The sequence below is a fragment of the Gordonia rhizosphera NBRC 16068 genome (assembly GCF_000298195.1).
In the GTDB taxonomy this organism is placed as follows: domain Bacteria; phylum Actinomycetota; class Actinomycetes; order Mycobacteriales; family Mycobacteriaceae; genus Gordonia; species Gordonia rhizosphera.
Map to the genome: position 1 here is coordinate 44,919 of NZ_BAHC01000115.1, position 16,580 is coordinate 61,498.

18 protein-coding genes are annotated in these 16,580 nt (G+C 67.1%); 9 read left to right on the plus strand and 9 right to left on the minus strand.

The window, feature by feature from the left end; genetic code table 11:
* Positions 1 to 9 precede the first annotated feature (9 nt).
* Genes GORHZ_RS12995 through GORHZ_RS13005 form a run of 3 tightly spaced genes read left to right on the plus strand, consistent with a single transcriptional unit; the run spans position 10 to position 2,131 of the window.
* Positions 10 to 660 (plus strand): VOC family protein, encoded by a 651-nt coding sequence (locus GORHZ_RS12995; protein ID WP_006333715.1) that lies wholly within the window; start codon positions 10 to 12, stop codon positions 658 to 660.
* Positions 657 to 902, plus strand: a complete 246-nt coding sequence (locus GORHZ_RS13000; RefSeq protein WP_006333716.1) for a hypothetical protein — start codon at positions 657 to 659, stop codon at positions 900 to 902. Before GORHZ_RS12995 ends, GORHZ_RS13000 begins: the two co-directional genes overlap by 4 nt.
* A complete protein-coding gene (locus GORHZ_RS13005; protein ID WP_006333717.1) occupies positions 899 to 2,131 on the plus strand; it encodes a hypothetical protein in 1,233 nt (410 codons plus the stop codon). Before GORHZ_RS13000 ends, GORHZ_RS13005 begins: the two co-directional genes overlap by 4 nt.
* Before the next feature lie 131 nt (positions 2,132 to 2,262).
* Here the strand turns inward: GORHZ_RS13005 and GORHZ_RS13010 are convergent, their stop codons facing one another.
* Positions 2,263 to 2,604, minus strand: a complete 342-nt coding sequence (locus tag GORHZ_RS13010) for a spore germination protein GerW family protein (protein WP_006333718.1) — start codon at positions 2,602 to 2,604, stop codon at positions 2,263 to 2,265.
* Between the two features lie 356 nt (positions 2,605 to 2,960).
* The gene (locus GORHZ_RS13015) at positions 2,961 to 4,031 is read right to left on the minus strand and encodes a VOC family protein (protein ID WP_006333719.1); all 1,071 of its coding nucleotides are present in this window, start codon (positions 4,029 to 4,031) and stop codon (positions 2,961 to 2,963) included.
* Positions 4,032 to 4,255: 224 nt separating this feature from the next.
* On the opposite strand from GORHZ_RS13015, the gene GORHZ_RS13020 reads away from it, so the two are divergent.
* From GORHZ_RS13020 to GORHZ_RS13040, 5 genes are read left to right on the plus strand one after another with little or no spacing between them, the layout of a single operon-like run.
* Entirely contained in the window at positions 4,256 to 5,134 is an 879-nt protein-coding gene (locus tag GORHZ_RS13020) for an acetaldehyde dehydrogenase (acetylating) (protein ID WP_006333720.1), read from the plus strand.
* On the plus strand, positions 5,131 to 6,201 hold the full coding sequence (dmpG, locus tag GORHZ_RS13025) for a 4-hydroxy-2-oxovalerate aldolase (RefSeq protein WP_006333721.1): 1,071 nt from the start codon (positions 5,131 to 5,133) through the stop codon (positions 6,199 to 6,201). Before GORHZ_RS13020 ends, dmpG begins: the two co-directional genes overlap by 4 nt.
* Positions 6,202 to 6,227: 26 nt before the next feature.
* Positions 6,228 to 7,694, plus strand: coding sequence for an aldehyde dehydrogenase (locus GORHZ_RS13030; protein WP_040531751.1), 1,467 nt, complete (start codon positions 6,228 to 6,230; stop codon positions 7,692 to 7,694).
* 8 nt (positions 7,695 to 7,702) lie between these two features.
* Complete coding sequence (locus GORHZ_RS13035) at positions 7,703 to 8,452, plus strand: SDR family NAD(P)-dependent oxidoreductase (RefSeq protein ID WP_006333729.1); 750 nt, start codon at positions 7,703 to 7,705, stop codon at positions 8,450 to 8,452.
* Between the two features lie 16 nt (positions 8,453 to 8,468).
* Positions 8,469 to 8,888: a tautomerase family protein gene (locus tag GORHZ_RS13040; RefSeq protein ID WP_006333731.1), complete on the plus strand. Its 420-nt coding sequence runs from the start codon at positions 8,469 to 8,471 to the stop codon at positions 8,886 to 8,888.
* 21 nt (positions 8,889 to 8,909) lie between these two features.
* Here GORHZ_RS13040 and GORHZ_RS13045 read toward each other — a convergent pair whose 3' ends face one another.
* From GORHZ_RS13045 to GORHZ_RS13060, 4 genes are all read right to left on the minus strand, one after another.
* The gene (locus GORHZ_RS13045) at positions 8,910 to 10,523 is read right to left on the minus strand and encodes a DUF222 domain-containing protein (protein WP_006333733.1); all 1,614 of its coding nucleotides are present in this window, start codon (positions 10,521 to 10,523) and stop codon (positions 8,910 to 8,912) included.
* A gap of 241 nt (positions 10,524 to 10,764) precedes the next feature.
* Positions 10,765 to 10,968: a tautomerase family protein gene (locus tag GORHZ_RS13050; protein WP_006333734.1), complete on the minus strand. Its 204-nt coding sequence runs from the start codon at positions 10,966 to 10,968 to the stop codon at positions 10,765 to 10,767.
* A gap of 5 nt (positions 10,969 to 10,973) precedes the next feature.
* Entirely contained in the window at positions 10,974 to 11,771 is a 798-nt protein-coding gene (locus GORHZ_RS13055; RefSeq protein WP_006333735.1) for a 2-keto-4-pentenoate hydratase, read from the minus strand.
* Complete coding sequence (locus GORHZ_RS13060) at positions 11,768 to 12,559, minus strand: 2-keto-4-pentenoate hydratase (protein WP_006333736.1); 792 nt, start codon at positions 12,557 to 12,559, stop codon at positions 11,768 to 11,770. Before GORHZ_RS13060 ends, GORHZ_RS13055 begins: the two co-directional genes overlap by 4 nt.
* Positions 12,560 to 12,647: 88 nt before the next feature.
* On the opposite strand from GORHZ_RS13060, the gene GORHZ_RS13065 reads away from it, so the two are divergent.
* On the plus strand, positions 12,648 to 13,415 hold the full coding sequence (locus tag GORHZ_RS13065; protein WP_006333737.1) for an IclR family transcriptional regulator: 768 nt from the start codon (positions 12,648 to 12,650) through the stop codon (positions 13,413 to 13,415).
* A 4-nt stretch (positions 13,416 to 13,419) separates the two neighbouring features.
* Here the strand turns inward: GORHZ_RS13065 and GORHZ_RS13070 are convergent, their stop codons facing one another.
* The 3 genes from GORHZ_RS13070 to GORHZ_RS13080 form a co-directional block, all read right to left on the minus strand.
* Entirely contained in the window at positions 13,420 to 14,229 is an 810-nt protein-coding gene (locus GORHZ_RS13070; RefSeq protein ID WP_006333738.1) for an IclR family transcriptional regulator, read from the minus strand.
* Positions 14,230 to 14,376: 147 nt separating this feature from the next.
* Positions 14,377 to 14,907: a flavin reductase family protein gene (locus GORHZ_RS13075; protein WP_006333739.1), complete on the minus strand. Its 531-nt coding sequence runs from the start codon at positions 14,905 to 14,907 to the stop codon at positions 14,377 to 14,379.
* A gap of 5 nt (positions 14,908 to 14,912) precedes the next feature.
* Positions 14,913 to 16,481, minus strand: coding sequence for a 4-hydroxyphenylacetate 3-hydroxylase family protein (locus GORHZ_RS13080; RefSeq protein WP_006333740.1), 1,569 nt, complete (start codon positions 16,479 to 16,481; stop codon positions 14,913 to 14,915).
* Positions 16,482 to 16,580 lie beyond the last annotated feature (99 nt).

Genomic DNA, 16,580 nt, shown 5'->3' on the forward strand with positions numbered 1-16,580 from the left:
CACTCAACCATGAACGATCTACCGCATATCGCGCGCGGCGTCGACCACGTCGCCTACCCGACATTCGACCCGGCGGGCACCGTCCGGTTCTACCGCGACGTCCTCGGCTTCCCGGTCGTGCACTCGATCTGCGCGGCCGGCTGGGGACCGGAGCGCCATCCCGACTTCATCCACTTCTTCTTCGACATCGGCAACGGTGACCGGCTGGCGTTCTTCTACTATTTCGGGCTCGAGCCGTTCGTCGAAGGTGGTCCGCAGGGCGATTCGTATTCGCGGTTCGCCGAGGATGTTCCCCTCTTTTTCATCCGGTCTCGTCACCTCGCCATCCACGTCGACGGCGAGGACGAACTGATGGAGTACCGGCGCCGGCTCGACGGCAGCGAGTGGCCGGTGGAGATGCAGATCCAGCACGAGACCATCGAGTCGATCTACACCCACGACCCGAACGGCTACATGATCGAGATCACCCGGGCGCTGCGGCCGGTTACTCCCCAGGAGGACCTCGATGCCAACCTGACCATCGACGCCCTGCTCGACGTGGTCGTCGGACCGGCGCCCAGCATGGACGCGCTGCTGGCGCGCAAGGCGGAGCTCATCGTCGAGCGGGCCGCCGACTGGCAGCACTCCGCGCGGACCGGCGCGGAGGTGATCGCGCGATGACCACTGTATTCATCCTCGACGTTCCGGAGAACACCACGATCGCGAAGGTCGCCGACGACGACCCCACGGTGAGCATCGACCGCGTCGGCCCGTACTACCGGCTGACCTCCGATCTCCCGATCGTCATCGACCGGCGCGCGACCGGCGTGCGACATGCGGTGTGGTACAGCAGTATCGCCGGGTTGCAGAGCTCCCGGATCACCCAGTGGGACAAAGACGCGCTGCGAATCGAGCCCCGGTGACCGCGGGTGTGACCCGGCTGGGGGCCGGGCGCTACATCGAGGCTGCCGCGGCACCGACATCGACGGTCACGTCGGTCCACGAACTGGCCACCTCCGACGGGGCGAAGGTCTCCGGAGTGCTGCGCACCGTGCCGGATGCGCGGACCGTCGTCGCGATCATGCATCCCAAGCAGGACGTCACACACCACGCACTGGTCCCGGAGTTGCTCGCCCGTGGATGCGCGGTGTGGACGCAGGGGAGTCGGTCGCCGAACAACGACCTGACACTCCTCCACGAACAAGCCCTGATCGACGTCGCTGCCGGGCAGGTCTTCTTGCGCGAGAAGGGATTCGAGAGCGTGCTCACCCTCGGGCATTCCGGCGGGGGGACGCTGTTCGCGTTCTACCACGAGCAGGCGGGGCTGGCGCCCTCGGAACGTCTCACGGCAACACCCGCCGGCCGGCCGGTGGATCTGGCCGGCACGGATATGCCGGTGCCCGACGGGGCGATCTTCCTCGCCCCGCACCCCGGTCAAGGGGCGCTGTTGATGCGCCTGATCGATCCGTCGGTGGTCGACGAGTCCGACCCGCTGTCGGTCGACCCGGTTCTGAACGCGTTCGACCCGGTGAACGGATTCTCCGATCCACCCGAATCATCCTCGTATACAGATGAATTCGTCGACCGGTACCGGGCCGCGCAGCTGGCCAGAGTCGAACGCATCGATGCGATCGCCCGTGAACGGGTGGCCGAGGCGGCGGCGGCGCGGAAGCGTTTCGCGACATCGGCGGACCCCGCCGACCGTCGTGCCGTGCTCGCGCCACGCGTGCTCACCGTATACCGCACCGACGCCGACCTCCGGTTCACCGACTTGTCCCTGGACCGCAACGAACGGCCCTACGGTTCCCTGTTCGGTCGGCGGCCCGACCTCACGAACTACGGACTCGTCGGGTTCGGCCGGTTCGCCACCCCGGACGCCTGGCTCTCGACATGGTCGGGGCTGAGCACCAACGCCGACTTCCTACGGTGCGCCCCCGGAGTGCGTGCACCGTCGTTGTTCATCGAACTCACCGGGGATCAGGCGTGCTTCCCACGCGACGCCGACGCGATGACGGAGGCGCTCGGCGCTTCGGACGTCACGCGGGCACGGGTTGCCGGAACACATTTCGGCGGGCCGATCCGCAAGGGTGCGCCGACCGGCGCAAGCCTGGCCGCCGCCGAGATCGACGGGTGGCTCGCCGAGCGCTACTGACCTGCTTCAGCGTCGATCGTGCGCACCCCGACGTCCATCGTGCGCACCCCGACGTCGACTGTGCGCACCCCGGCGTCGATCTCGATCGTGCGCACCCCGACGTCGATCGTGCAGGTGCAGGTGTGGTGTCGCTATCCGGAGTCGCGGATCAGTCGGGCCAACCGGGCGCCGACAATCAGTGCGGTGACGACGATGACGCCGGCGACGGTGATCACCCTGTTGGCATCCACCGCCGGCTGCCAGCGAACCTGACCATCCTTGATGATGTACATGCCGGCCGGTTTGGCGCCGGTGCCGAATCCGCCGCCGGAACCTTCACCGCCGTCCTTGTCGTGCCCGCTGCCGCTCCCCGCGCCACCGGCGACGGCCGCGGCGGGGATGAGGGTCAGGCCGTCGCGCTCTATCGGCTCGGCGTACACCCGTTTCACCGTCATCGTGTCCTTTGCGGCGGCGTACAACTCCTCGACGTTCATCTCTGACGCTCCTTTCCGCTGGTACTGCTGACCCTTCCACGTCAGCGGCAAGCGTGCTAGAGACCTAAGTCGCGGGTAGTGAGGTGACTCCTGCGACAGTCCCCACATCGAGCTTGCTGCTCGACGATGACGACGCGGCGGTGATCGTCGAAGAGGGATGACGCCCAACCCCGATGGTGTGCACAACCACTGGAATTCGGAACGCGTTCAATGGAATTGGATGCACGATGGACGCGCGGGTGTGCACGATGGACGAGGGGGTGCGCACGGTCGACGGGAGACGTTGTTGCCTGACGTACCGACGCACCACCGTGGGCCGATGCCCGCGGTGGTGCGCCAGGGGAGAGAACTCAGCGTCAGGCCGGTGCGCCCGCGCCGACGGGGGCGGGTTCGTCCGTGTCGGCGGCCTCCGGGGCCGGAGCCGCGCCCGGGCCGAAGTGGGCGTACTCCTCGATGTGCCGGTCCAGCGCGAGTGGGTTGGGGGTGCCGTAGGTGAAGTAGGTCTCCCAGGGCAGCTTCGCCCCGCCGATCGCGAGTCCGGTGTCGATGTCGGACATCTCCCACGTCTTGGTCTCGGCCGACGGATCAAGGTGCAGGAAGCCGGGTTCGCCGAACAGCTCGATCCGGTTGCCACCCGGCTCGAACACGTAGAGGAACTGCCCCTGCGTGATCCCGTGCCGGTCCGGGCCCGCCTCGATCTGGATGTCATAGTCGCGGAACATCTCTGCGGCGTCCACGTTGTGCTGGCCGGTGCCGTAGTAGAACGCGACGTGGTGCAGGCGCCCGCCCGGACCGGTCATGTCGCGCATGCAGGCGACCTCGTGGCCCAGGATGTTCGAGCTCATCCATGCGCCGATCTCCACCTCGCCGTCGACGACCCGCTCGGTGGTCCGGAAGCCGAGGTGCCGCTCGAACGACTTCTTCACCGCCGTGACGTCGGAGGCCATCAGGTTGAGGTGATCGATGCGCTTGACCGGAACGCCCTGCAGCGGCTTCTTCGACGGCCGGCTGAGGATCTTCGACTGCAGCTCCGGCGGGGCGACGTACTTCTCCGCCTCCCACAGCAGCGAGATGTTGTGGCCGTCGGGGGTCTGGTACTCGTAGGTCTTGCCGTAGCCGAACTGATCGTCGGTCCAGGTGCCGTCGACGTTCGCGTCCTTGAGTGACCGCGCACGACGCTCGAGTGCCTCGGGTGAGCTGGTACGCAGCGCGGCGTGGCCCATTCCGGGCTGATCGGACTCGGTGATCTTGAGGCTCCACGGGTAAGGATCCTCGTATCCCCGCAGGTAGACCGACTGGCCCTCGCGCTGCGTCACGTACATCCCGAGGAACCTCGTGAAGAAGTCCAGGGTCTCCTGCGGCTTCGGGCTGAACAGTTCGACCCGCGCCAGGTGCGCGATCTCGAAGCGGTCAAGGTTCTCGCTCATCGGTTCTCCTGTGGTGAATCGTTCGGCACCGGGTCGATGGTGCCTTCCATGTGTGGTGACACGAGCATGGCCGCCTCCTGTGACCCCAGTCACCCGTGTTCGGCATTGCTGAACAACTCGATCAGATCGGTTCCTTCGATCCGGGCACCCCGTGCACCGACCCGGCACCGGGGACGAAGTACCTACGGTCGGTCCCAACGCGTCAGCGAGTAAAGGAGAACGAGATGAGTCGGTTGACCGCCGCCATAGTCGGGTCGGGCAACATCGGGACAGACCTGATGTACAAGCTGCTGCGATCCGAGCATGTCGACCCGGTGTACATGGTCGGTATCGATCCGGAGAGCGAAGGCCTGCAGCGCGCCCGGCAATCGGGGTTGACAACCTCGGCCGAGGGTGTGGATTGGCTTCTTGCACAACCGAATCTGCCGGATCTGGTCTTCGAGGCGACGTCGGCGAAGATTCACGCCGCCGCCGCGCCGCGCTACGCCGAGGCCGGCATCACCGCCATCGACCTCACGCCGGCATCGGTGGGACCCTATGTCGTCCCCGCCGTCAATCTCGAGGAGCATCTGCGCGCACCGAACGTGAACATGGTGAGCTGTGCCGGGCAGGCCACCATCCCGATCCTGTACGCGATCAACGAGGTCGCCGACGCCTCGTACGGCGAGATCGTCGCCGCGATCGCCTCCAAGAGCGCCGGCCCGGGCACCCGGCAGAATCTCAGCGAGTTCAGTGAGAAGACCGGCCGTGCGCTGGCGCAAGTCGCCGGCGCAGACCGCGCCAAGGCGATCTCCGTCATCAACCCCGCCGAACCGCCGATGAACATGCGCGACACGGTGTACGCCAAGGTTCGCAACCCCGATGCCGCTGCCATCGAGCGCGCGGTCATCGACATGGTCGCCAAGGTGGCCGAGTACGTCCCTGGCTACACGCTGAAGCTCGTCGACGTCGAGGGCGACCTCGTGACCGTCATGCTCGAGGTCGTCGGTGCCGGCGACTTCCTGCCCGCCTACGCGGGCAACCTCGACATCATCACCGCCGCCGCCGTGCGCGTCGCCGACGTGATGGCCCAGCAGAACCTCGTGACAGGAGCAGCACAGTGAGCGCCACCCATACCAACGGCACCGCCGCGGCGAACCCGGACCGTAAGGTCACGCTCGTCGACACCACCCTGCGCGACGGCATGTCGAGTGTGTCGCATCAGTTCACCACCGAGAACGTCGCGGCCATCGCCGCCGGCCTCGATCGCGCGGGCATCCCGACGATCGAGGTCGCCCACGGCATCGGACTGGGGGCGTCGTCGATCCAGTACGGTTTCGCCGCCGCCACCGACCCCGAGTACGTGCGAGCCGCCGTCGGGGCGGTCGAGAACGCCGACATCGCCGCCCTCTACGTCCCCGGTATCGCCACCCTGAACGAACTGCAGGGTGCGATCGACGCGGGCATCAAGACGGTGCGCGTCGCGGTGCACTGCACCGAGGCCGACTGCGCCCAGCAGCCCGTCGAATGGGCCAAGGACAAGGGCCTCACCGTCATGACCTTCCTGATGATGAGCCACAAACTCGCCCCCGAACCACTCGCCGAACAGGCGGCGAAACTCGACTCCTATGGCGCCGACGTCGTCTATGTCGTCGACTCGGCGGGCGCCATGGTGCCGCAGCAGGCCGGCGCCCGGGTCGCCGCGCTGCGGTCTGCGATCGGCGCCGACATCGGCTTCCACGCCCACAACAACCTCGGCGTGGGGATCGCCAACGCATTGACGGCAGCCGAGAACGGCGCCACCTTCATCGACGGCTCGCTGCGCGGGCTGGGTGCGAGCGCCGGCAACGCACAAACCGAGGTCCTCGCCGCCGCCTTCGAGCGGGCCGGCTGGCACACCGGCGTTGACCTGTTCCCGCTCATCGACACCGCCGAGCATGTCGTGGCCCCGCTGATGAAGGAACCGCAGATCGTCGACGAGACCGCGCTCGTCCTCGGCTATGCGGGCGTCTACTCGACCTTCTTCCACCCGACCAAGCGCGCAGCGAAGAAGTTCGGGATCTCGACCCGGGAAATCCTCCTCGAACTCGGCCGTCGTGGTGTGATCGGTGGGCAGGAGGACATGATCATCGACGTCGCGTCCGAACTCGCGGGTCGCACCTACGAGACGCCGGCGGTGGCGTCGGTATGACCGCGACAGATGTGGACACAGCAAACATGACGACGAGCACGCCCATCGAGGTCCGCCATCTCATCGGCGACCAATGGAAGGCCGCTTCCGACGGGGCCACCTTCGAATCCCGCGACCCGCACGACGGCGCTCTGCTGGCCACCGTGGCGCGCGGCACCGCCGACGACGGCGCCGCGGCCATCGACGTCGCGCGCAAGGCGTTCGACGACGGGCCGTGGCCACAGATGCCACCCAAGGAACGCGCCAAGATCCTGCACGCGGTCGCCGACGCTGTCGACGATCATCGGGAAGAACTGGCGCAGATGGAAACCCGAGACGGCGGCAAGACCATCACGCAGTCGCTGCACGCCGAGATCCCGCGCGTCGCACACAACTTCCGGTTCTTCGCCGACTATGTGGCGATGGCGGCCAACGAGGCCTACCCCGACGGTGATCTCCTGTCCTATGTGCTCTACCCACCCGCGGGTGTGGTGTCGGCGATCAGCCCGTGGAACGCGCCACTGATGCTCGCGACGTGGAAGATCGCGCCCGCCTTGGCCTTCGGCAACACCGCGGTGCTCAAACCGGCGCCGCAGACGCCGTTGACCGCCAACCGTTTCGCCGAGATCGCCCTCGAGGCCGGGTTGCCGGCGGGTGTGCTCAACGTCGTGCACGGCTTCGGCGGTGAGGCCGTCGCCGGACCGCTCACCTCGGACCCGCGGGTGGACCGCATCACGTTCACCGGCTCGAGCGCCACCGGTGTCAAGATCCTGCAGGCCGCCGCGGCCAACCACACCCCGGTGTCGGCGGAGATGGGCGGCAAGTCGGCCAACATCGTGTTCGCCGACGCAGACCTCGACATCGCCGTCCCCATGTCGATCCGTGCGATCTTCGGCGGCAACGGCCAGGTGTGCCTGTCGGGTTCGCGGCTGCTCGTGCAGAACTCCATCCGCGACGAGTTCCTCGAACGATTCGCCGACGAGGCCCGCAAGCTCACCGTCGGCGACCCCAAGGATCCCGGCACCTTCATGGGGCCGCTCATCGAGCAACGCCACCTGGACAAGGTGCATGGCTACGTGGAGCTGGCGCAGGAGGAGGGTGGCAAGATCATCACCGGCGGTGAACGACTCCGCGATGCCGACCACGCCGGCGGCTTCTACTATCCGCCCACCGTCATCGCCGGCCTGACCAACGAGTCGCGGACCGCACGCGAAGAGATCTTCGGTCCCGTCGAGACCGTCCTCGGTTTCGGCACCGAAGAGGAGGCGCTCCGCATCACCAACGACTCGCCCTACGGGCTCGCCGGAATGCTGTTCACCCAGAACCTCAATCGTGCCCACCGCATGGCAGCACGGTGGAAGGCCGGCACGGTGTGGATCAACACGTTCTTCGAGCGCGATCTGCGTCTGCCGTTCGGCGGCGAGGGCATCAGCGGCCTCGGTCGGGAGGGTGGTCAGTACTCGCGCGACTTCTTCACCGAGCCGCGTGCGGTGACCATCCGGCTCCGACACTGAGAGTGACCATGACAGTCGAAACATGCGTGGTGGTCGGCGCGACCGGCGCGATGGGATCGGTGATCACCGACCGTCTCGTCGGCCGTGGCTACCGCGTGGTCGCCGTCGGGAGATCGCTGGAGGATCTGGAAAAGCTCTCGACGACAAGTGAACTCATCACAGCTTGCCCCGCCGATATCGGCAGCGACGACGCCGTCGAGCGGATCCGGGCCCATCTCGAGGGACCGGTCCGGTTGGCGGTGTTCGCGGCCGGCCTGCCCGTGAAGGGTTCGGCGGACAACATCGAACCCTCCGCCCTGGCGACGGCGGCCAACATCAAGGTCGCCGGACCGGTCCGTCTGCTGCACGCCGTGCGTGACCACTTCGTCGAGGGTTCGAGGTTCGTGGCCATCGCCGGATCACTGGGCCTGGAACCCGGTCCGCTCGACGCCGGACCCGGAACCGCGAATGCCGCACTGCTCAACCTGATGCGCCAGATCAGCGCCCTGTACGGGCCCAGGGGGGTCACCACCCACACGATCGCACCCGGTCCGATCGACACTCCACGGTTGCGTGCGTTCGTCGAGACGGAATCGGCCCAAACGGGCCGGCCGATGGATGAGATCTGGGAGCGGTACCGGTCGAAGACCTCACTGGGCCGGCTCCCCACACTCGAGGAGATCGCCTGGCTCGTCGAGATGCTGCTCGCACCCGAGGCGTCCGTGCTGCACGGGAGCGTGCTCGCCGCGGACGGTGGCACCCGCCACGGAATAGGTTGAGACAGAGGAATACTCAATGCCCATCGCCCATTTTCACCTTCCGTCCGGATACGCCACACCCGACCAGGAGCGAAGGCTGCTCCTCGAGGCGAGCGCGGCGTATTCACGGGTGCTGGAATCCCCGATCGAGCGCGTGCGTGCATTCGTCGTGCACTACGACCCCGCCTCGATCGCGGTGGCCGGTAGGATCGTCGCCGACGGCGGGGCGGTGGCTCCGTACTTCACCGCGATCGTTCTCGTGGGTCGCCCGGCGTCTCAGCGCCACGAGTTGCTGCGCGCATTCACAGATCTGATCGTCGACGTCCTCGACGTCGACCGGGCACAGGTCCGCGGTCAAATCATCGAAGTGGCCCCGGAGAACTGGGGTATTGCGGGTGTCCCGGCGAGCGGTGCACGAGCTGACGAGATCTCGGCGCGTGCCGCGGCGCCCGGCTGACTCGCAAGGCTGGTGGTCGTGTCAGAAGGGTGGTGGTGGGCCCTCGTTGTTGCGTTTGCGGTTTCGGTTCCTTTCTGCCCGGCGTCGGGCGTGTTTGTTCGCCGTCCGACTGCGGGTGCGGGTCGGGCGTTGCGGGTTGTGGCTGCTGTCGGGTGGTGGGGCGTGCGGTGGGGCGGTGAACCGCATGCGCCGCAGCCCGGGGAAGAGGTCTTCGAGGGTTTCGGCTTCCCCGTCGATGACCAGACCCTCCGGCGTGATGCTCTGGGTCCGGAGCCGTCCGCTGGCGTCACGCCACATGTCATCGAGCCACCCGCCGAAGGTTTTCAGCAGGTGCCAGGGACGGCATTTCGGGTTCATGTTCTCCGAGGTGGTTTGCCCACCGGCGGCCGGGTTGTCGTGGTTGTATTCGCCGACGTGCTCGCCGTCGCACTCCCACGCACTTTTGCCGCAGCCGGGTTCGCTGCAGTAGCCGTGGCGGATGCGGATGAACGTGTCCAGCGCGGTCGTCGGCCGGTACGGGTCCGACGGCAACGACCCGGGCAGGGTGAAGGTGCCGTCGGGGTTCATCGGGGTACCCGGCGGGATCAGGTGAGCGATCCGTGCGTCGGGGCGGGCGGCGAGTTCACGGACGTGGGCGCCGTCGATGACGCCGTGCCCGTCCATGTAGCCGGGATTGTCCGCCCGGCCCGCCAGGGTGGCCTCGTCGGTGACCACGTGGATGACCACCTTCGCCGCCACCGCCACCACGGCGGTCGACCCGGCCGAGCCACGCTCGCCGTCACCGTCGGAGTCGGTGTCGGGGTTGGTGTCGAGATCGAGGGTCGCGGCGGTGATCGGGCAGTCGTCGCGGCCACATTCGCAGGTGAAGTCGCTACCGGACAGCAGCGCGAACTCGGCATCCGACAGCCGCTGATTCTTGGTGCGACCGTCATGCGCGCACACCCGGGCGGCCACCGTCTCGATGTTCGCGTACGCGATCCGCGCGTTCTCCGCCGACATCACCCCGGTCAACTCGGCGGTTCCGTCGCGTCGGTTGTCCAGCCACACGCCCCGGCGGTCGAGGGCATCTTTGCGACGCTGCCGCACGGCGTCGGGGTCCTGGCGGAAGATGATGCGGTCGACCATGTCGCGCAGGCGTTGCGCCGAGTACGATCCGGCGCGCAGGCGTGCGGCGATCTGCGCGTCGACCAGGGGTGCGTAGTCCTGGCCGTCGATCAGGTCGGTGCCGGTGATGATCGTGCGGGCCTGCCGTTGGGTGATCACCCCGTCACCCAGGCACTCCAACACGTTCGGGAGCCGGTCGCGCAACGTGATGGCCTCATCGAGCAGGACCTCGGCCTGATGGCGGGTCATCGTGCGCAGCTGTGCAATGCGGGTGGCGGCATCGGCGAAACCGTCGACGACGTAACCGTCGGTGTGCTCGCGGGTGGCGACGAGATGATCGAACAGGACTGCGGCGTATCGATAGTCCGTATACGACAGATACGAGTGCCCGCGGTCGATGTCGGTCATCCCCAGCAGCAGATCGTTGATGTCGGCGTCATCGGCCTGATCGAGGTCGATATCGCCCACGTAGTCGGCCGGCAGGCCACGCCACAACGGCGTTTCGGCGGACGAGCCAACAGACGAGGGCACGAGCGACCTTCCAGAGATCCGGACACGGCTGCAGGACACCCACGTTCATCTCTGATGTGCGACCACCCGGTACAGCGGGTGTCGCGGCCCCTCATTGCTCTGCTCTTCCTGCTGACAACAACCTACAACCCGGCACCGACAGGTTTGTGTGGCCGGCGGCCCTTCATGACGCACGGCTGGCGCCTCGCTCCTCAGGGATCCTTCGGGATCAGGTGGTGATGCTCGGCCGGCGCCTCGCTCCTCAGGCGGATTCGGCGGCCTGGCGCTCGGCGATCGTCACATCCCCGGCCGCCCAGTGCGTGGTGGGGACCTCCCGAACCACGACGCGGATGTTCGGGATGGGCGCACCGATCGCGCGGTGTGCCGCCTCGGTGAGTTCGTGCATGAGCGCGCGGATCTGTTCCGGGGTACGGCCTTGCGCGATGGTCACGTCGATGAAGGGCATCGTCGTCAGCCACCTGCCACGGTGATCGAACCCAACGAGGTGAAGTGTGCCGAAACCCGGCTGCCCTGCTCGACCGCGACCGCATCGGTCATGCCGCCGGTGAGCACCACCCAGCCCGCCTCCAGCGTCACGCCGCGGGCACCGAACGTGTTGGCGGCGAACGCCAGTGCCTCCGCCGGGTGACCAAGGACGGCCGATCCGGTGGCGGAGTCGACGATGTCGCCGTCGACCTCCAGGAGGCAGGCCTCGAGGCTCAGGTCGATCTCGTCGACCCGACGCAGCACAGGTCCGGTGACGTACACGCCCGACGAGTTGTTATCCGCGACCGCGTCGGCGAGCGTGAACTTGAAGCCGGAGTAGCGGCTGTCGATGATCTCGATCGCCGACGTCACGTAGTCAACGGCCGCCATCGCCTGTGCGGCAGTGATTCCCGGACCGGTCAGCGGCCGGCCCAGGACGAAGGCGATCTCCGGTTCGGCCCGCGGGTGGATGAGACGGTCGCGGGGGACCGGCAGGCCCGTGGGCAGGACCATCGCGTCGGTGAGCCACGCGACGCTCGGCTCTTCGACACCCATCTGCTGCTGCTTGGCGCGTGAGGTCAGGCCGAGTTTGATGCCGGTGACCGTCTCGCCCCGCGAGCGCCGGTCGGCGAGAGCGATGTCTTGTGCGGCATAGGCGACGTCAAGCGTCAGCCCGGGCCATTCGTGCTGGATCGAGGTGCGTGCGGTCCGTGATCGTTCAGCGGTCAGCAGGATGTCGGCGACTCGTGCCGCATTCCACTCGGTGTCGGTCTGCTCGGTCATTTCGTCTCACCTTCCATCACTGCGGTCACACTGCCCAGCCCGGCGACGGTGGCAACCACCGTGTCGCCCGGCGCGATCGGTACCGCCCTGGTCATCGATCCCGGCAGCACGACGTGACCCGGTTCCAACGTGACACCCAACGGACCGACGGTGTTCGCCAGCCACACAAGGGCGTTGAGAGGTGACCCGAGTACGGCACCGCCGGCGCCGGTGGCGATCAGCTCGCCGTTGACATGCAGATTGCATCCGGCCAAGCGCAGGTCCACATCCGACAGCCGTGACGGGCGCGAGCCCAGCACCACACCGCCCGACGACGCGTTGTCGGCGACGGTGTCGAAGATTCCGATCTTCCAGTCCCGGATACGGGAATCGACGATCTCCAGGGCCGGAAGGACGAAGTCGACGGCGGCCGCGGCCTCGGCGACCGTGACACCGGGCCCTTGGAGCGGCTTGCCGAGCACGAACGCGAACTCCGGTTCGATGCGGGGCTGAATGAAGCTGCCGCTGGGAATCGGTGCGTGCTCGAGGTGGAACATGCTCGCGGTGAGGTGGCCGAAGTCTGGTTGGTCGACGCCCGCCTGGCGTTGCATGGCCCGCGATGCCAGCCCCACCTTGTGGCCCTTGACGGTGTCACCGTTCTTCTCCCAGTCCTCCACCTGGGCGAGGGCGATCTCGTATGCCACCGACAATGGCGCGTCGGCGAATTGCGGGGTGAGCGGGTCGATCGGGGTCATCGAGCGATAGGCGCCGAGAAGAGCCTCGGCGGCGGCCCGAACGTGATCAGCCATTGATGGGATCTGCTTTCTCTTCGGGGAGCACAGCGATGGGCGATGATGCGTTGTGCTCGGCGGTCAGGGTGCGGCACGATAGGCAATCATGCAAGAGGAACGTGCCGCACAGCGGCACAATAATGAACTTGGCTCGGTTGCTCGTGTGGTCAGAATTCTTGACGTGGTCGGCGCCGCCGAACTCGGTCTCGGAGTCTCGGAGATCGCCCGCCGCGCAGAGATCTCCAAGTCCAGTGCGCAACGGATCTGCGGTGAGCTCGCCGAGAACGGGCTGCTGGAACGCCAGGGCACGCGTTATCGCTTGGGGCTGCGCCTGTTCGAGCTTGGGCAGCGGGTTCCCCGACGTCGGGATCTGCGCGACGCGGCGGTGCCCTATATGAGCGATCTGCGCGAGGCGACCGGCCACTCGGTGCACCTGGCGGTCCTCGACGGCCCCTCGGTGGTCTATCTCGACGTTCTGCGCAGTCCACTGGCCCCGCCGCTGCCCACCCGCGCCGGCGGCCGGTGGCCGGCACACGGGACGGGGGTCGGCAAGGCGATCCTCGCGTTCTCCCCGTCCGGCGTCGTCGACGAGATCCTCGCGGGGGGATTGAAGCGACTGAGCGAACGGACCATCACCAACCCGGGGTTGTTCCGGTCGGAACTGGCGCGCATCCGGGAGCGTGGCGTCAGCTACGACCTCGAGGAGTCCCGGCCCGGCGTGGTCTGTGTCGCGAGTCCTGTGGTTGGGGGTGACGGTGAGGTCGTCGCCGGGATCTCGGTGTCGGGGTGGCACAACCGCATCAATCTCGACCAAGCGGCCGCGGCCGTCCGGACCGCGGCGCTCGGCCTGTCGCGTCAGCTCGCCGACCACTGATCGATCACCCCGCCACCGCATGCAGCGTCGGGCTGTCGATCTCCACCTGGGCGAGGGCGGGCAGCGAGGCGCTCAGAGACTTGGTGACCGCGCCGGCGGCGGCGATCACCGCTCGGCGGAACTCGTGCTGAGCGGCCATGAACCTGCTGGCCGGCGCCGTGATCGAGATCGCCGCGACGACCACGCCCATCTCGTCGCGGATCGGCGCGGCGACACAGTGCACCTCGGGCACCGCCTCGCCGGCGTCGACCGCACAGCCTTGGCGCAGCACCGCCTGCAGCTCGCGCGACAGCGCATCGGGGTCGGTGATCGTCGACGAGGTGAAGCGCCGCAACGGTTTGTTGGTGACATTGCGATCGATCTCGCTGGGGTCGCGGTAGGCCAACATGGCCTTCCCGACCGCGCTGCAATGGGCGTCGAGGCGTGAGCCGATCCGGGCGCCGGACACGTTGATCACGTGATTGCCGAGCACCTTGTCGACGTACATGACCTGGTAGCGCTCCATGATCGCCAGATGCGTGGTCTCGCCGTACTGCTCGGACAGCGACTGCAGGATCGGCGCCGCACAGGTCTTCACGTCGACCGTGCCCTGCAGCGTCTGATTCAGTTCCACGATCCGCCAGCCGATGCGATAGCGGCCCCGTGAACGGCACTGCAGCAGGCCGATGTCGACCAGCGAGGACAACAGGGCGTGGGCACTCGAGCGCGGCACCCCGATCTCTGTTGCCACCTCCGACACACCCCACTCCGGACGGGCCACCGTGAACAGATCCAGGACCGGTCCTATCTTCTGAACGGTCTGCAGTGCTGCCATGACCAACCTTCCTTGCTCCCACGGGGCGGCGAATTGGCTGCCACTATGTGCCCCGTTTTCGAAACTGTCCAACGATCTGTACCGCTGAGCGGCACACGCTGCCGGGCCTCGACGTCGTCGCGCCCGGCAGCGCGCCACATCACCGGGTCAAAACCCCCAGTGCTCGTCTCCTCCCTGGAGATCCAGGGCCCGGAAACTGCCCGTGTAGAAGAGCAGTGGGCGACCGTCGTCGTACCAGAGTTCCTCCACCCGACCGACATGCAGGGTGTGGTCACCGGCCAGATGCGAATCGGTGACCGTACACGACAGGTGCACAAGCGCACCGTCGAGGAGCGGCACGCCTTTGCGCCAGGTGAACCGGACGAGGTCGGGTTCACTCGTGGCGCCCGCGAAATGCAGCGACAGCGGTTCCTGATCGCCCGCGAGGATCGAGACCCCGTAGCGGCCGGTCTCGCCGATCTTGGCGTTCATCTTCGCCCGGTTCGCGATCGACACCAGCACCAGTGGTGGGTCGAGGGACACCGAGGTGAAGGCGTTCGCGGTCATGCCGTGCACCGACGCCTCGTCCTCGCTCTCGGCTGTCGTCACGATGGTCACACCACTCGCGAACCGGCCCAGCGCTTTTCGCATCCGGAGTGGCGACGGTTCCAGATCTGTCACGTCGGTTGGCCGGGTCATCGTGCTCACCGTCGGTTCCGGACGATCTGCAGGTCGTCGTTGTTGATGAGGTCGGGTCGGGTCCATCCGTCGACGTTGTATTCCGACATGCACTGCTCGGCGAAGCCCTTGAGTGCAAGATCCTGACCGGTCGCCTGGTAGGCGAACAGCGTCTGGAAGCGGACGGCCTCGTGGTCGCCGCCGTAGTTGCGCTCGTACAGTTCGTGGCGTCCGCCGAACTCGGTGCCGACGGCGTCCCACAGCAGCTTGAGCAGCTGCACCCGGTCGATGGCGGCGATCCCGTTCGATCCGCGGACGTACTGGTTGAGATAGGGCTCGATATCCGGGTTCTTCCAGTCGTCGGCGTGGGAGTTCAGGTAGATCAGGCCGCTGCCGAGAACCTGCTGGATGATCTCCTTGATCCGCGGGTAACCGACGCCCATGAAGGTCCGATAGGCGAGGCCGTAGTTGAGATTGGGCTGCACCGCGCCGTTCACCCACTCATCGGGCGACTTGGCCATCGCGTCCGAGAGACCCCAGAACACGTCGCGCCAATTGAGGATCTCACCGATCTGCATCTGCACACCGCGGAAGCCGGCTGATCCGGTCATCTCCACGCCCTTCATCACGCACCCGGCGATGAAGTCGAGTTTGACCGCGAGCCGCGCGCAGCCGTGGAACATGAAGCGGTTCAGGAAGCCCGATTTCATGACGAAACCGTTGGTCGTCTCCGCGTCGTAGGCGAACACGTTCTCCCACGGCACCAGCACCCGGTCGAACACCATGATGGCGTCGTTCTCGTCGAACCGGCTCGACAGGGGATAGTCGAACGGGGTGCCCATCACCGCGGCGTTCATCTCATACGAGGTGCGGCACAGCAGCTTGAGACCCGGGGAGTCCATCGGGACGGTGAAGATCAGCCCGAATTCCTTCTTGCGCAGGGGGAGTCCGTAGTGGGCGATGAAGTTCGCGTTGGTGATGGCCGATCCGGTGGCCACCACCTTGGCGCCGGAGACGATGAGGCCGGCATCGGTCTCATCGACCACGTGGACGCAGACGTCGGCGGTCTCGTCGGCCGGCTTGTCGCGGTCGATCGGCGGGTTCACGATGGCGTGGTTCAGGTACAAGACCCGCTCCTGCGACTTCTTGTACCAGTCGAGCGCGTTCTGCTTGTACTCGCCATAGAAGTCGGCGTTCGCGCCGAGCGTGCCGAGGAAGGACGCCTTGTAGTCGGGTGAACGGCCCAGCCACCCGTAGACCTCCCGCTGCCAGGCGACGATGGCGTCGCGGGCCTGGAGAAGGTCGTTGGCGCTGTGGGCGGTCTTGAAGAACGGATGGGTGAAGCCTCCGTTGCCGGTGTCGGTGGGGACGGCCAGCACCCCGGCGGCGTCGGGTTCGTGCAGCGCGTCGTACATCCGGGCCACCGACCGGGCCGAGTTCCGGAATGCCGGGTGCGTGGTGACGTCGTCGACGCGCTCGCCGCGGAAATAGATCTCCCGGCCGTCGCGGAGCGACTCGAGGTATTCGGCGCCGGTCATGGGCCGGACGTCGTTGACGGTGCTCGTCTCCGGCGTCGTCATCGGTGCTGCGGTCATCGGTTCTTCCTCCTGATGGTGGGGATTTCCGGCTCCGAACGGAGTCTTGCGAAGATGTTGTGTTGTCGCGCATGGCGATTGGTCGCCACTCGCCAGGGA

Bases quoted from the DNA above. Each gene is read 5' to 3' on its own strand.
- GORHZ_RS12995 (WP_006333715.1), top strand. From the start codon at position 10: ATGAACGATCTACCGCATATCGCGCGCGGCGTCGACCACGTCGCCTAC.
- GORHZ_RS13000 (WP_006333716.1), top strand. From the start codon at position 657: ATGACCACTGTATTCATCCTCGACGTTCCGGAGAACACCACGATCGCG.
- GORHZ_RS13010 (WP_006333718.1), bottom strand. From the start codon at position 2,604: ATGAACGTCGAGGAGTTGTACGCCGCCGCAAAGGACACGATGACGGTG.
- GORHZ_RS13015 (WP_006333719.1), bottom strand. From the start codon at position 4,031: ATGAGCGAGAACCTTGACCGCTTCGAGATCGCGCACCTGGCGCGGGTC.
- GORHZ_RS13020 (WP_006333720.1), top strand. From the start codon at position 4,256: ATGAGTCGGTTGACCGCCGCCATAGTCGGGTCGGGCAACATCGGGACA.
- GORHZ_RS13030 (WP_040531751.1), top strand. From the start codon at position 6,228: ATGACGACGAGCACGCCCATCGAGGTCCGCCATCTCATCGGCGACCAA.
- GORHZ_RS13035 (WP_006333729.1), top strand. From the start codon at position 7,703: ATGACAGTCGAAACATGCGTGGTGGTCGGCGCGACCGGCGCGATGGGA.
- GORHZ_RS13040 (WP_006333731.1), top strand. From the start codon at position 8,469: ATGCCCATCGCCCATTTTCACCTTCCGTCCGGATACGCCACACCCGAC.
- GORHZ_RS13050 (WP_006333734.1), bottom strand. From the start codon at position 10,968: ATGCCCTTCATCGACGTGACCATCGCGCAAGGCCGTACCCCGGAACAG.
- GORHZ_RS13055 (WP_006333735.1), bottom strand. From the start codon at position 11,771: ATGACCGAGCAGACCGACACCGAGTGGAATGCGGCACGAGTCGCCGAC.
- GORHZ_RS13060 (WP_006333736.1), bottom strand. From the start codon at position 12,559: ATGGCTGATCACGTTCGGGCCGCCGCCGAGGCTCTTCTCGGCGCCTAT.
- GORHZ_RS13065 (WP_006333737.1), top strand. From the start codon at position 12,648: ATGCAAGAGGAACGTGCCGCACAGCGGCACAATAATGAACTTGGCTCG.
- GORHZ_RS13070 (WP_006333738.1), bottom strand. From the start codon at position 14,229: ATGGCAGCACTGCAGACCGTTCAGAAGATAGGACCGGTCCTGGATCTG.
- GORHZ_RS13075 (WP_006333739.1), bottom strand. From the start codon at position 14,907: ATGACCCGGCCAACCGACGTGACAGATCTGGAACCGTCGCCACTCCGG.
- GORHZ_RS13080 (WP_006333740.1), bottom strand. From the start codon at position 16,481: ATGACCGCAGCACCGATGACGACGCCGGAGACGAGCACCGTCAACGAC.